General features: G+C 37.9%; 13 protein-coding genes. 4 read left to right on the forward strand and 9 right to left on the reverse strand.

Annotated elements, in window-relative coordinates; translation table 11 throughout:
- Nucleotides 1–6: 6 nt before the first annotated feature.
- Both KV40_RS22550 and KV40_RS22555 read right to left on the reverse strand, forming a co-directional pair.
- Nucleotides 7–882, reverse strand: a complete 876-nt coding sequence (locus KV40_RS22550) for an ion channel (RefSeq protein ID WP_253274354.1) — start codon at nt 880–882, stop codon at nt 7–9.
- A gap of 54 nt (nt 883–936) precedes the next feature.
- Nucleotides 937–1,839: an SDR family oxidoreductase gene (locus tag KV40_RS22555; protein WP_036486214.1), complete on the reverse strand. Its 903-nt coding sequence runs from the start codon at nt 1,837–1,839 to the stop codon at nt 937–939.
- Between the two features lie 57 nt (nt 1,840–1,896).
- Here KV40_RS22555 and KV40_RS22560 point away from each other — a divergent pair, with 57 nt between their 5' ends.
- Nucleotides 1,897–3,210 (forward strand): recombinase family protein, encoded by a 1,314-nt coding sequence (locus KV40_RS22560; RefSeq protein ID WP_036486215.1) that lies wholly within the window; start codon nt 1,897–1,899, stop codon nt 3,208–3,210.
- 328 nt (nt 3,211–3,538) lie between these two features.
- Here KV40_RS22560 and KV40_RS22565 read toward each other — a convergent pair whose 3' ends face one another.
- Both KV40_RS22565 and psbN read right to left on the reverse strand, forming a co-directional pair.
- Nucleotides 3,539–4,045, reverse strand: coding sequence for a hypothetical protein (locus KV40_RS22565; RefSeq protein ID WP_036486216.1), 507 nt, complete (start codon nt 4,043–4,045; stop codon nt 3,539–3,541).
- A 160-nt stretch (nt 4,046–4,205) separates the two neighbouring features.
- The gene (psbN, locus tag KV40_RS22570) at nt 4,206–4,337 is read right to left on the reverse strand and encodes a photosystem II reaction center protein PsbN (protein ID WP_036486217.1); all 132 of its coding nucleotides are present in this window, start codon (nt 4,335–4,337) and stop codon (nt 4,206–4,208) included.
- Nucleotides 4,338–4,465: 128 nt separating this feature from the next.
- On the opposite strand from psbN, the gene psbH reads away from it, so the two are divergent.
- Both psbH and KV40_RS22580 read left to right on the forward strand, forming a co-directional pair.
- Nucleotides 4,466–4,666 (forward strand): photosystem II reaction center phosphoprotein PsbH, encoded by a 201-nt coding sequence (psbH, locus tag KV40_RS22575; protein WP_036486218.1) that lies wholly within the window; start codon nt 4,466–4,468, stop codon nt 4,664–4,666.
- A gap of 120 nt (nt 4,667–4,786) precedes the next feature.
- Nucleotides 4,787–5,083: a TatA/E family twin arginine-targeting protein translocase gene (locus tag KV40_RS22580; protein WP_036486219.1), complete on the forward strand. Its 297-nt coding sequence runs from the start codon at nt 4,787–4,789 to the stop codon at nt 5,081–5,083.
- A 354-nt stretch (nt 5,084–5,437) separates the two neighbouring features.
- On the opposite strand, the gene KV40_RS22585 is transcribed toward KV40_RS22580, so the two are convergent.
- The 5 genes from KV40_RS22585 to KV40_RS22605 form a co-directional block, all read right to left on the reverse strand.
- Entirely contained in the window at nt 5,438–6,727 is a 1,290-nt protein-coding gene (locus KV40_RS22585; protein WP_253274355.1) for a lipopolysaccharide biosynthesis protein, read from the reverse strand.
- The gene (locus KV40_RS22590) at nt 6,724–7,701 is read right to left on the reverse strand and encodes a glycosyltransferase (RefSeq protein WP_036486220.1); all 978 of its coding nucleotides are present in this window, start codon (nt 7,699–7,701) and stop codon (nt 6,724–6,726) included. Before KV40_RS22590 ends, KV40_RS22585 begins: the two co-directional genes overlap by 4 nt.
- Nucleotides 7,698–8,597: a sulfotransferase gene (locus tag KV40_RS22595; protein WP_036486222.1), complete on the reverse strand. Its 900-nt coding sequence runs from the start codon at nt 8,595–8,597 to the stop codon at nt 7,698–7,700. Before KV40_RS22595 ends, KV40_RS22590 begins: the two co-directional genes overlap by 4 nt.
- A 135-nt stretch (nt 8,598–8,732) precedes the next feature.
- Nucleotides 8,733–9,440 (reverse strand): hypothetical protein, encoded by a 708-nt coding sequence (locus tag KV40_RS22600; protein WP_036486224.1) that lies wholly within the window; start codon nt 9,438–9,440, stop codon nt 8,733–8,735.
- Between the two features lie 121 nt (nt 9,441–9,561).
- On the reverse strand, nt 9,562–10,830 hold the full coding sequence (locus KV40_RS22605) for a response regulator (RefSeq protein WP_052055838.1): 1,269 nt from the start codon (nt 10,828–10,830) through the stop codon (nt 9,562–9,564).
- Between the two features lie 412 nt (nt 10,831–11,242).
- On the opposite strand from KV40_RS22605, the gene KV40_RS22610 reads away from it, so the two are divergent.
- Nucleotides 11,243–13,060, forward strand: coding sequence for an EAL domain-containing protein (locus KV40_RS22610; RefSeq protein WP_036486226.1), 1,818 nt, complete (start codon nt 11,243–11,245; stop codon nt 13,058–13,060).
- The last annotated feature ends 4 nt before the right edge of the window (nt 13,061–13,064 follow it).

Here is a 13,064-nt window from a genome sequence, read left to right on the forward strand (position 1 = left end):
TGTTTTTTATTTATATTGGCGATCGCTTGCAGGAACTACTTCGTTAAAACGCCTATAGTCAACAGTATATGTACATTGGTCGGTTTTATTCAAAATATCGACAAAGCGCATTCCCCAACGCAAATCTTGAGGTTGATAAGCATGACGAGCGTGGATTGTTTGGGAAAAGGTTTCGTCTAAACCCGTCAAAATAACAATAATTTCTAAATCTAAATCGATTAAAGAGTCTGCCGTTTCTTTGTAGAGGGGACTGAGTTCGTCTATGGGGTGCATAACTAGCCAACTCAAGCGAAAACTGGGAGATTCCGATCGCAATAACTCTAAATTATAAAAACGTCTTAATTCTATACCTTCACTGCTAATCTGATTTTTGAGCAGACTGACTTTAAGACGAGCTTCAATAATTCGATTATCTCTTTGGTTGGCTACCCGAAACATCAAAGTGGGTACGCCATTAAAAGGACAAATAACTGCTACCTTGCTAAACATTACTCTAGCACTCGGCTGAGCAAAACGAGCGAAGATTAGTCCCGTTGCCATCGCCACTAAAATCAAACCTACTAAAACTTCTACAGTAACTAAGACTTGAGCGTATATGGTTTGAGGATACATTGCGCCGTAGCCAATAGTAGACATACTTTGAATACTAAAGAAAAAAGCATCGCTAAATGAATCGGGATCGGCGTTGGCAATACCATCTTTGGTAGTTAAATAGGCATAGGCAAAAATAATGTTAACCGCTAAATAAAATAAAACGATAAATAGTAAAAAGCTCGTCCAAGTAATTACCAGCAACCAGTGATAAAAATCGCTGAATGGATGCTCGAAAAACTTTAAAAATTTGTTAGGCGATCGCTTTTTCTGATTAAAAATAGACGGCACGCTCCGTCTATTTTTGGTACGCTTTAACTTTCGTTTGTCGATCTTCATATCCATTTAAAATACCAACTGCGGATGAGCCAATCGAAAGCCAGCGTTTTTTAGTTTTTGATTGGATAATTTAGTATTATAAGGACGAACTGAAGTTTGCGAATCATCCCAATTTACTGGCGAACGTTCGTGAACTTTAAACAAGCGATCTAAAAACTCTTTAGTAGTTAAAATTTCGTCACTAGCGAGATTGTAAATTCCTGATAACTCTCGCTGTCTGGCAAACTCGATCGCTCCGACAATATCGTCTAAATGTATCCAGTTAGTATAGTCATCTCCGCTACCAGGGCGAGTCGTACCAGCCACCCGCCCAAATATTTTAATTAATTCCCTACCTTCGCCATATATTCCCGCCAAACGTAAAATACAAACTTTAAGCGAGCGTAGTTCCGAGGTTTCCACTCTTTCAGAGAAGGCTTCGCCAACGGAACGCTGACCGCTCGATGATTTCATTTGGTTTTCTGGTACCGACAATAATTCTGACTCCGTCTGACACAAGATTTCGCCATGTTCATTAGCAGGATTGACTGGTGCGGTTTCGTCAGTCCACGCTCCATTTTTATCCCCTAAAACTGCATAACTGCCCGTATAGATAAGCTGTTTGACACTGGGGGCGGTTTCAATCGCCTTAACTACATTCTTGGCAGTTTCTAGGTAAGATTGACGATAATTGTCTATAGTGCGACTTTTAGCACCGACGCTTAGTAACACCATTTCGCGATCGCTTACTAGTTTTTGTAGCGTTTCTAGATCGTTACCTTTTGCAAGTACCACACAATCGGCAATTGTTTCGAGCTTGCTAATTTTTTCTGGTGTAGTAGTAGTAACTGTAACCTGATGTCCCTGTCGCTGCCAAAGGCGAGCGATCGCGCTACCTACATATCCACAGCCAATAATTGCAATTTTCATCAACTTTCGTAATTTATAAATAATTATAAACGACCGCTAAAAGCTAGATAATCCAATATGAAAATCATTGCCTATCTCTATAGCGACCCTTTATTAGAATCACCACCAGACAAAAATATCTGGGGATTAGAAGTAGATCGAGTCTATCAAGACATTGGCGATCGCGAGCAATTACAGCAATTAATCGCCGATTGTCAAGCAGAAGCACCAAATTATTTATTAATTCGTCGCCTGGAAGAACTGGGAGAAAACTTTACCGCCATTGGCGAGCGACTTACTTTATTAGAATCATTAGAAATTGAAATTATCGTTACGCAACAAGACTATAATTTGTCTGAGTTAGAGTTAAAAAATAGTCGGGAAAAGCTAATTAATTTAACTCAGTTATTACAAATAGTTAAAGAAAATTTAAGCCGCGATCGCCTCAAAAGAGGACACGCTCGCAATCGTCTCAAAGCATTGCCACCACCAGGCAAAGCACCTTATGGCTATCGTCGCGGACAAGATAAATATATTATTGATAAAAGCACTGCACCCGTAGTCAAAGACTTTTTTGAAAGATTTTTATTGTTTGGTTCTTTACGGGGGGCTGTAAGATATTTAGACCGCAAATACGGTAAAAAAATCTCTCCTTCTACTGGTCGCAGTTGGCTCACTAATGCCGTATATCGAGGTGACTTAAAGTACAAAACTGATGAAGTTATTTCTAATACCCACGCGGCAATTATTTCTCGCGAAGAAGCAGCGCAAATAGACCGCTTGTTACGTCGCAATAGTCGTTTTGCTTCTCATAGTGCTAGCGCACCTCGTTCGCTCGCAGGATTGGTTGTCTGTCAGCAGTGTCAGTATGTGATGAACATAACTCGCGTTACCAGACATCACCAAAAGCAGGAATATCTCTATCTCCGCTGTCATCAATGTCCTCAAAAACCAAAATGTAAAGCGATCGTTTACGAGCGAATACTCGAACAAACTATTGCTAAAATTTGTCTCGAATTACCTTTGGCTGTTGCCAAATTGAATATACCCAATCCTAAAAATATCGAGCAAAAAATAGTCCAAAAGATTACTCAAAAACAGGAAATATTAGCTAAAATCCCAGAACTAATTGCAGCAGAAGTTTTAGACCGAGAAACTGCATTAATTCGCAGTTATAAATTGCAAACAGAAATTTCAGATCTTAAAGCGAAAACAGCCAGGCTACCCCCAGTCAATTTACAAGAAACCGTAAAAGCAGTAGCTTTAAATCAATTTTGGCTCGATCTTTCAGAGTCAGAAAGACGATTTTATTTTCGTGAGTTTCTCAAACAAATTGTATTAGTTCGCCAAGAATCTCAAGAATGGGATTTACAGCTAGTTTTTATCTTTTGAAAATAGCATCGGAGTAAAGATTATAGTCATTCCCATTAATTTCTTTGTGGTAAATATGTATTAATAAGAGGTTTGATTATTACTTGCTACTCGCTACTTGTTTTTTTTGGAGATCGTATGGTTTCTATTTGGAATGACTATAACACCCGTCAAAATTATTTTAACTATTCGCCATTGCTTGTTGCCTTTTGAATAAAACTATAATGTCCTAACCTATAGTTGGCTTGCTATACTCAAACTCGTACCTGACAAAAAACCACCAATTAAAAATAACTGGTGGCGATCTATACATCAATAATTTTCTAATTTTTATAGTTTTGACTGGAAACTATGCTAAAACAAAATCAACTTCGCTAGTACCGCCAGTCGAACCCTGACCAGAGGTCATTTTTTTACCGTTAACTTCTACGGCAAAGTCCGTATTGTCCAAGTTGAGATTATAGTCGGTTTCATTTTTGGTATAGCCAACACTAGCTACCATTTGACGACCTGCATCGGTATATTTAAAAGCCATCATTTGGTTTTTATTTTTTTGCGTGTCTTCTGCCCAAATCACCATGTATTGGTCATCTTGATACTCAAAAATTTTGGGGGCGCGAGTGGGAACATAACGTCCTGGACTGCCAAAGCTTTTATCGAGAAAATCTTTAACCGAATCGGGTTCGACACTAACATAAGCCACTTCATCGGGGGCGGTCGATTCTACATCACCTTGACTCTCATCTACAACTTCTTCTTTGCCACGATTGCGAAAATAGTCTACCGCTTTTTTGGTACCAATAGCACCCGCAGCGGCAACACCAGCCCCGATTAAAATATTGCGTAGTTTGGTCATTTTTCACTCTAATAAACTTTAAAAAATACAATTTTTAGTTAACCAGACGATCGCGCGATCGAACTATTTATTTGACTATTTTTTAAGAGTTGTAGCGTTTGGCGGTTGCACTTGCTTCTGTAAAATGGCTATGAAGCATAAAAATACTTGCTATTTTAGCTCAATCCTCATGATCTTCAAAAGGATCGCTCAGATCTATTGATGGTGGACCAAAAGCAGTATAAATAGAAAATCCAGTTACGGCAATTAATATTGCCCCAATGCTGATAATAAGAACTGTTGCAGGTTCCATAAGCTGTATAAATTATGTTTACTCTTCCTATATAATATTACAGAAGATTACGAACGGCACAAGCTTTGCTTTAATAAGGCGAAGCAGCGTCCTTACAAAAATTAGCTTAGATATATTATTGGTAAACTATGGCACAAGAAACTCGTTTGGGAAATCTTCTCAAACCTTTAAATTCGGAATATGGTAAAGTTTCCCCTGGTTGGGGAACAACGCCTTTAATGGGTGTTTTCATGGTCTTATTTTTAGTTTTTCTGTTAATTATTTTGCAACTGTACAACTCTTCTCTACTACTAGAAGGAGTTAATGTTGATTGGCGCAGCTTGACTTAATAATTTTGGGAATTAGATTATCGAACTCGAAAACGTGAAAACATCAAAGACAATCCCCGTACATCGGGGATTTTTTCTGTCATAATATCGATGAATACTTCTAACGATATAGGATAGGGTATGAATATTTTTGGCATTGGCTTACCAGAAATGGCTTTGATTATGGTAGTAGCATTATTGGTTTTTGGACCTAAGAAACTACCTGAAATTGGACGCAGTTTGGGTAAAGCAATTCGGGGTTTCCAAGATGCATCCAAAGAATTTGAAACTGAATTTAAGCGTGAAGCACAGCAACTTGAAAAATCGGTAAAAATGCACGCCGAACTCGAAAGCGATTCTGAAGAGCAGACCCAGTCGAGTAAATCTCAGGAAGCCGAATATTCTACTTCGCACAATGAATACAAAAGTAGCAATTAGCAAGTAATTAGCCGAGCGGGAAAATCTTGGGAATTTATAGACTTAGGGATTTATAGTCATTCCAAATAGTAACCAGACGATTTATGGAAAAAGTAGCAAGTAATATTTAAAGCTGTTACCAATACATACAGCAATTTTTAGTTGGATTAGGTACACTTTGGATTAGTCAGGCACTAGGCACCCGGGGTTCAGCGATTCTCGTTTGGTCTAAATTTGTACTTAATTGATATGAAAATTGCTGTATCTACTATAGGGAAATTAATTGGAATGATTATAAAAGACTGTTTGTGACTAAAAGATTAATCAAGATTTTCCAAGGGAACTAGCAGAAGCAATAATCGAACAAGGTATAGTTTATGTCTTGGACAGTCTTTTAAATACATATCGCGTAGCCCAAATAGTAAATAAAGGCAGACAGACAGCATGAACTAATAAAACCGTAGCTGCAACACCAATACTCTGCCAGTAAACGCCAATTAATAAACTCAGGCTAAATAACGTAGTAAAAATAACGTTCCAATATAAGTCTATTTGGGGTTTATCTACGGCAATTAGTAACTGAGACGCAGAGTCGGCAAAAGGACGAGGAATAGCCGACAGACAAACTAAAATCAGTACGGGGATAGCAGAAATCCATTTTTCACCGAAAACGAGAGGTACGTATATAGGTGCGAGACTAGATTGCAATAATACCATTGGCACGATAATTAGAGCAACAGTTTTCATGCTGCCAAAATATCTTTGTTTGAATTGAACTATATTGGCACGTGCATCGCAAAGATGAGGCAGTAAAGCAGCTTTGATAGAAGTAATAATCCCCAGGCTGATACCCAAGCCAGCATTAAAAGCAAAATAATAAACGCCTAAAGCATCAATGCTGAGAAAGCGTCCGACAATTAAATAATCTAAATTGCCTCGTAAATTATTTAATAGTTCTACTCCCAGAACATTACGTCCAAAACGGAGTAGATCGCCCCAGCCTACGGTAGTAAACTTGAGTTTTGGTCGCCAGGAATGATTTTTGAGCATAATGTATACCCAAATTGGGGGTACCAGTAGCTTGGGTAAGATAATCGCCCACATTCCCAAACCCGCGATCGCAAAAATTAGTGATAATACATTATCGGTAGAAAACTGAACCATTTCTACCAGCGCGATCGCTTTAAGTCGATTTTCTCTCTGGATTAGTGCTGCCTGTACCAAACCGTGAGGAATTAGCAACAAACTAAACGCCATAGCGCAGATGGGCAAAATTAACTGCTCGTCACGATAAAACCAAGCTAGAGGAAAAGCCGCAATACACTGAATGACAAATAGGGCGATCGCAATAACCCAATTGAGCCAATAAGCAGATTGTGCTAGTTGTGAGACATTTTCGGCTTTGGCTTGAATCAATCGCGTACCAATACCATTGCGAGTAAATACCCGCACGATATCGTTAGTAGTAAGAACGATCGCTACCAAGCCGTAGTCGTGTTGAGTGAGAAACCGCGCCAGAACAATTGTAGTCAGCAAGCGGGTGACTCGAATTACCGCGCCAGAAAGTCCCAGCCAGCCCAAGTTGCGGGTAAAAGTGCTGTTGGTTTTTTTTAGTCGATACTCTCGGAGGCGCGATCTAAATCCGCGAAATATATTGCTTTTCACTTAGTTACATCTCCTAAAAATACCTCCCAATTACGCAGAAATTCTTGCCAAACATCTGTAACCGAAGTTCTACCAGCTTTACCCCAGACGGCTAGATTCTGTTGGGGTAAGGATGCGATCGCATTTTTTAATTGTTCGATATCGTTAGGAGGAACCAACAAGCCACAATCTCGCATCTGTTCTGATAAACCATCTATATCTGAGGCAATTACTGGTTTACCAGCAGCTTTAGCTTCCAAGCAAACTAAACCCCAGGGTTCCCAACGAGAAGGGATAACTATCGCATCGCTGTTGGCTAAAAAGCTAGCTATATTATCGATTGCGCCCAGTAAGCGAACATGAGGTAAATCTTTTGCCAAATCTTTAATTAATTTTTCGTCTTGTCCGTAACCTGCCAAACAAAGCTGGAATTTTTCTGGCGGTAAAGCTGCAAATGCCTGCAATAATATGTCAAAGCCTTTTTGAGGAGCAAAACGACCATAAGCACCCAGCTTTAAAGGTTGACTGGGATGGCGATCGGGAATTTTTAATACTTTGGCAATTTTAGTAGCTGGAGAAATAATTCTTACTTTCTTCGAGCAAACTAACCAGTTACTTACCATCCATTCTCGTTGCGCCTGTGAAATACTAATTACGCCATCAGCCAATCCGTATGCCAAACGCAACATAGTTCTAAAACGTAACTTAGAACTAACCTGCTCTGTTTCAAATCCCTGACAGTAATGATGATCGCAGATATAAATTTTGCTATGCCGTTTGAGTAACCAAAGAGCGGATAGATATTTCCAAGCGCAAGGATAGTGAAAAATAATTACATCTGGTTTAGAAGTTTTTAACTCGACTTTAGCCGCTTCGAGTCGCAACATTGAAAAGTCAAACTGTTTTTGTAAGGGTGAAGCAATTAGCTGTTTGACTAGATGATTGGAACCACCCGCTCGCTTATCGCCAATTAAATGCCATACTTTTGGTTTCATACTGCACTCCCCACTAACCAAGCTGATAGATCGCGATCGATTAAATCCTGACACTCTAAAATATCTGGGCGATAAAGATCGATTAGCTGCTGTCTTACTTCGGGAGCAATTTGCGGCGTATTGAGGTTTTTATGCTGAATTTTTTGCCGCATTTTAGCGGGAAATAAAGGTTTGAGCAAAGTTTTGAGGGGATTGGGTTTGGTTAATAATTGATGGAACAATTTATTTTTGGGCATTCCCGATTTGTTAGGACGCAAAGCCATATTGGGAACAAAAGTATTGTCAACTTCAATAAAGCGAAAAATGTTTTGAAACAGTGCGACTGGATTTTCTTTTAAGTCTTCGTACAGGTAAACTTTTATTTGGCTTGGGGCAAAAATTTCGTAGTAGCGTTTTAGTTGCGCTCCATAATAGCCAAGCTGAATATAGTGCCAGAACCATTCCCAATTGTTGGCGATCCTGGTTGGTTCGTCTTCCAATGCTAAAGCAAAATTTTGGTGGGGTTCGCGATCGTCTCGTACTGTATGTAAGAAATTAGCATAAGCTCTTTCTACAGGGTTACGCAGAATAGCAATTAAACGAGCGTCGGGAATATAGTTATTAATTCTTATTGCTGCTTGAGGAAAGTAAAGATAAGAGGGGCAAGCTTCTCCTGTTGCTAATTCGCTGGTAACTCCTGCAAATTCTGCTTGATATTTACTCAATTCGGTAATTGAAAAATTTTTAAGAGCTTCATCTCCAGGACCTCGAACATCGATCTTCTCACCTTCAAAAGCAAAAAAATTAGTTTCCTTAGTCGGTGTCATATAAATTTGCGGGTGCTGTTGGAGATATTCGTGCAGAGCAGTCGTCCCTGCTTTAGCCGCACCAATAACCAAAAAATTGGGCATAGTCATGGGAGTAAGCCTCCTTTATCTTTTCAACTTAAACTAGCTCGCTCGACTACTATAAAAATTCAAGAGCGAACCCTCGATTTGGCAAGCAACAAAGCAACATTGTTAATAGAGTTCCCAAAACTTTTATTAAAATCGCTACTTATAATATTCGTCGCGCTCGCAAACGGGAATTAGATGCTGTTTTAAAAATTGTTCGTACTCGTAGTCGGCAAAATGTTGGCGAATAAAGCTCCATTCTCCCGACCAGTTCATAGTCGATTTTCTAGATACGCGACGCGATAGTTCGGGATGACGGGCATAAAATACCGCATCGGTTAAGTCTCGATACAAGCCCTCAAAAAAATAGTCTTCAGTCCGATCCCAGTAGTAACCTTCTTCCCATAGTTCATCGTCCCAAAACAATTCATCATCGTAATAATAGTATCGATCCCAATAATAATCGCGAGTGTCTCTAATCCTGTTTCTAATTGTTTCGCGACGATCTAAACGCCGCCACCGTTCGCGTTTTTCACGCTCTTTTTCTCGTTCGGATAATAGATAGTAATGGTTTATATGAGGTCGCTGGCAACTTTGATAGATAACTTTATTGACAACTCTGCGAATTTCGGCTCTTTCACGACGATAGAGAGTATGATGGATTTTGATTCGTTTATTACGCATTTCTGGACGTAATAGTTTAAAAAAATAGTTAGTCCAATAATCAACTTTTTCTAAATCTTCTGGTTTTTGATGACAGTCTAGATAAGATTCGCAATATCTGTGGGCTAATGCTTTCTGTTGTGTAGAAGTTAATATAGATGTGCTTATAAGTAAACTTAATATTAACAACCGAGTAAGTTTCATATAGCTATTAAAAAATATTTTATAAAATACGCAAACTTAAAATTTACGCTACGAGCTTAACTTCTCAAATTAAATTTTGATATGCGTGATTTTTACTAATGATGGTATTTGGGAAAGCTGTTCATTTGCTTCGCTGCAAACAAGCAATCTGACGTTCGCTTAGGTTAGGCGTTACTCGTTTCCACTCTTCTGGGGAAAGTTTAAATTCACTCAAAGATATTTCGGGCATTGTAGATGTATAGCCAAAAGTAATTGAGTAGCGATTGCGCTCGGCTGGTTTTGCCCGATGAAAAACTTTACAAGGATCGGTAATAATGATGCTTCCTGCTTTGGCAGCACAGGTTTTCCAATTCTGTGGCGGAACAACTTCAGCCATAGCTTCTTCGCTAACAAACCCCGTTGTATAGCCTAGAGAACTAATAATTTGTTCGGTAAAAGAGGGGTGTATATATTCGTAAGGACCTCCAGCAATACCCACATTGTTGAGATAGACGATGATTTTAACCATGCGTTCGTCATCAATATCTAAATGCCACTGTCTGGCATCGGTTATGGGAGCATCGGCAATATCTCGCCTGAGATCGACACCGTGAAACATTAAAGGCAGACCGATATAGTTTTCTACAATATCTAATAATCGCTCTCCCAACCCCCAGAACAAAATTTCAGTATGCAAGAATTTACGCATTGAAGGTATACCCGCTCGCCAATTTTTGAGATGAGAAAGTGTATAAAGATGGGGGTGTAGAACAATTATTTCTTTAACAAATCGTTTGGTGTGAGGCAATCTTAATTCTGGTAGAGAAGATACATAAACTCCTTTTTGTTGAAGCGTTGTAACAATTTTTGCATCTTCTTTAGATAGCTGAGGAAGCCGATCGCGATATTTTTCTCTTGCTATCTGACGCTCGCGATCGCTTAAAGTAGTTATATTAAATTTCTGTTGGGCAATTTGTTTGACTTTATGTTTGGCAAGTTTAGCTTTACGTCTTATACGTTTCAAGTTAGATTTAACAGGCTCGCTCTGCTGTAAAGCACTTTCTATGGTTGCTTTAAGATCTTCACGTCGATACGGTTTGGTAATGTAGCCCTGGGGTTTGGTTTCTCTCGCTTTTTTTAAGGTGGCGCGATCGCTACAAGCACTTAGATAAATTATGGGAATCTGGTAAGCAGCTTGAATTTTTTTACTAGTATCGATACCATCTATCTGACCTTTTAATACGATATCCATTAGTATCAAATCTGGTTGAGCTTCTGCCACCTTGTTCATTGCTTCGATTCCCGAATCAACAATCCCTGCAACTTGATACTCACAACGCTTTAGATCGTGCGCCAAACTTTTTGCAGCGATAATTTCATCTTCAACAATTAGAATACTAATTGATTTCATTTAAATTTTAAATATTCATACAAAATTTTTCTCTAATTTAACAATAAAGATAGCGAACTATCAATTAACTTTGTTCGTAAGTAATATCAACTATTGTGTTTTTTTGGCAGATTGTTTTCGAGCATTTACAAATATAAAGGTATTTAGTATTTTTTATGATTGGTTGTTTAGTTGTAAGCTTTATTATGTACGTATTTTTACGATACCATAATGCTTATTTAAACAATACAATTGGGTGTATGAACGCGAACAGAATAATAATTGACAATGGAGCGCAGTATGTTAATTAGTTAGGACGAGTTGATTATATTGTTCGTAAGTAATAAGTGTCTTAATTTGAATGCGTACTGCTGTAGTTTACTTTTTTTAAATTATAAAAAACTAAATATAATTTGAAAGCTAGCTGATAGTTATGAACGATACTAAAATTTTAATTGTCGAAGACGAATTGTTAATTGCCAAAGGTATTGCCAGAGACGTGCTAAAAAGCGGTTACAAAATTGAAAAAGTTGTTTCATCAGGACAAGCCGCACTAGAACAAGTAAAAACACTGGTACCCGATTTAATCTTAATGGACATTGCTATTAAAGGTAAAATGAACGGGATTGAAACGGCGGCTAAAATTAGAGAAAACAATGATATACCCATTATCTTTTTAACTGCTTATGCTGATGAAAAAACCATAGAACAAGCAGTTGCTACGGGCGGATATGGATATATTCTCAAACCTTACAAAGTTGCAGAACTAAATGCCGCAATCAAAATGGCATTAAATAAACATCGAGAGAAGCTGGCAATTAGAAAATCATTGCAGCAGGCGATCGGACAATTTTCTAAAGAAAATTTGAATGTCTACCAAGATAATTTAACGGGTATACCCAATCAGTTATTTTTACGCGATCTGTTTGAAAATTTACTTACTGGACTAAATGAGCAATACGATTTAGAACAAAGTGAATTGCCTTCAGTAGAGTCACTTCAATCGCCAATACAACAAGTCGCCGTTATTTATATTAATCTGGATAAATTTCAACGAATTAACGATTCTTTGAGTAGCGATCGCGTTAATTTTTTGATACGCAAAGTTGTAGATAAATTTATTCAATGCAAAAATCATTGCGATCGAGAATCTTCAATTATTCGCTTAAAACAAAGTGAATTTGTAATTTTGCTGGCAGACATCGACCAAAAACAAATTGCTGGAAACTTAGCTCAAAACATTATTGAAGAATTACGACGACCTTTGGTTATCGATGGACAAGAAATTTTCTTAACGGCTAGTATCGGAATTTCTTTGTATCCTCTAGACGGCATGGAAGTGGAACAATTAATCGAACAAGCCAAGAACACTATGAAACATGTTTTACAACAAGGAGGCGACCAGTATAAATTCTATAGCAATGCTTTTGCTCTAAATTCTTCATCAGCTTCTCACAATCTGTTTTTGGAGGCGGAACTACATCATGCTATAGAACAAGAACAATTAGAAATTTTCTATCAACCAAAGATAGAGCTTAAAAATAATAAAATTTTAGGTATGGAAGCTCTTTTACGCTGGAACCATCCTAAATTAGGTAGAGTTTCTCCAGATAAATTTATTCCAATTGCCGAACAAAGCAGTTTGATAGAAAAAATTGGCGAATGGGTATTAGAAGAAGCTTGTAGGCAAACTAAGATATGGCACGAACGAGGTTTTGACTCGCTTAAAGTTGCGGTTAATTTATCTGGTCGCCAATTTAAGCAATTAAATCTTTTTCACAAACTCTCTCACCTGTTAATGAATTCGGGTTTAGAAGCTAAATTTCTACAACTAGAATTAACCGAACAAATCTTAGTAGAAAATATTAAAGTTAATATTCAAAGGTTGAACTTTATCAAAAAACTTGGTATTCAAATTGCTCTTGATGATTTTGGTAGGGGGTACTCTTCACTAGGTTATTTACAACAATTCCCCTTTGATATTTTAAAAATCGATCGCTGTTTTGTTAGCGAGATAGATCGCAATAAAACTAATGCCGTAATTACCAAAACAATTATTGAAATGGCACATCAGCTTGATTTAAAAGTAGTTGCTGAAGGGGTAGAAACACAAGCAGAATTAAAGTTTTTAATGCAGCACAACTGCGATGAAGTGCAAGGTTATTTGTTTAGTCGTCCTTTGCCAGCCAAAGAATTTGAAGAATTATTGAAAAGTAATAAATATTCGACAGTTACTTCTCAAAAGCTTTAGTTCA

This window comes from Myxosarcina sp. GI1 (genome assembly GCF_000756305.1).
Lineage (GTDB): Bacteria > Cyanobacteriota > Cyanobacteriia > Cyanobacteriales > Xenococcaceae > Myxosarcina.

What these genes read in the sequence shown, in the direction of transcription:
- KV40_RS22600 (WP_036486224.1), bottom strand. Translation starts at nt 9,440, where the DNA reads ATGAAACTTACTCGGTTGTTAATATTAAGTTTACTTATAAGCACATCT.
- KV40_RS22610 (WP_036486226.1), top strand. Translation starts at nt 11,243, where the DNA reads ATGAACGATACTAAAATTTTAATTGTCGAAGACGAATTGTTAATTGCC.
- KV40_RS22560 (WP_036486215.1), top strand. Translation starts at nt 1,897, where the DNA reads ATGAAAATCATTGCCTATCTCTATAGCGACCCTTTATTAGAATCACCA.
- KV40_RS22590 (WP_036486220.1), bottom strand. Translation starts at nt 7,701, where the DNA reads ATGAAACCAAAAGTATGGCATTTAATTGGCGATAAGCGAGCGGGTGGT.
- psbH (WP_036486218.1), top strand. Translation starts at nt 4,466, where the DNA reads ATGGCACAAGAAACTCGTTTGGGAAATCTTCTCAAACCTTTAAATTCG.
- KV40_RS22555 (WP_036486214.1), bottom strand. Translation starts at nt 1,839, where the DNA reads ATGAAAATTGCAATTATTGGCTGTGGATATGTAGGTAGCGCGATCGCT.
- psbN (WP_036486217.1), bottom strand. Translation starts at nt 4,337, where the DNA reads ATGGAACCTGCAACAGTTCTTATTATCAGCATTGGGGCAATATTAATT.
- KV40_RS22595 (WP_036486222.1), bottom strand. Translation starts at nt 8,597, where the DNA reads ATGACTATGCCCAATTTTTTGGTTATTGGTGCGGCTAAAGCAGGGACG.
- KV40_RS22605 (WP_052055838.1), bottom strand. Translation starts at nt 10,830, where the DNA reads ATGAAATCAATTAGTATTCTAATTGTTGAAGATGAAATTATCGCTGCA.
- KV40_RS22580 (WP_036486219.1), top strand. Translation starts at nt 4,787, where the DNA reads ATGAATATTTTTGGCATTGGCTTACCAGAAATGGCTTTGATTATGGTA.
- KV40_RS22565 (WP_036486216.1), bottom strand. Translation starts at nt 4,045, where the DNA reads ATGACCAAACTACGCAATATTTTAATCGGGGCTGGTGTTGCCGCTGCG.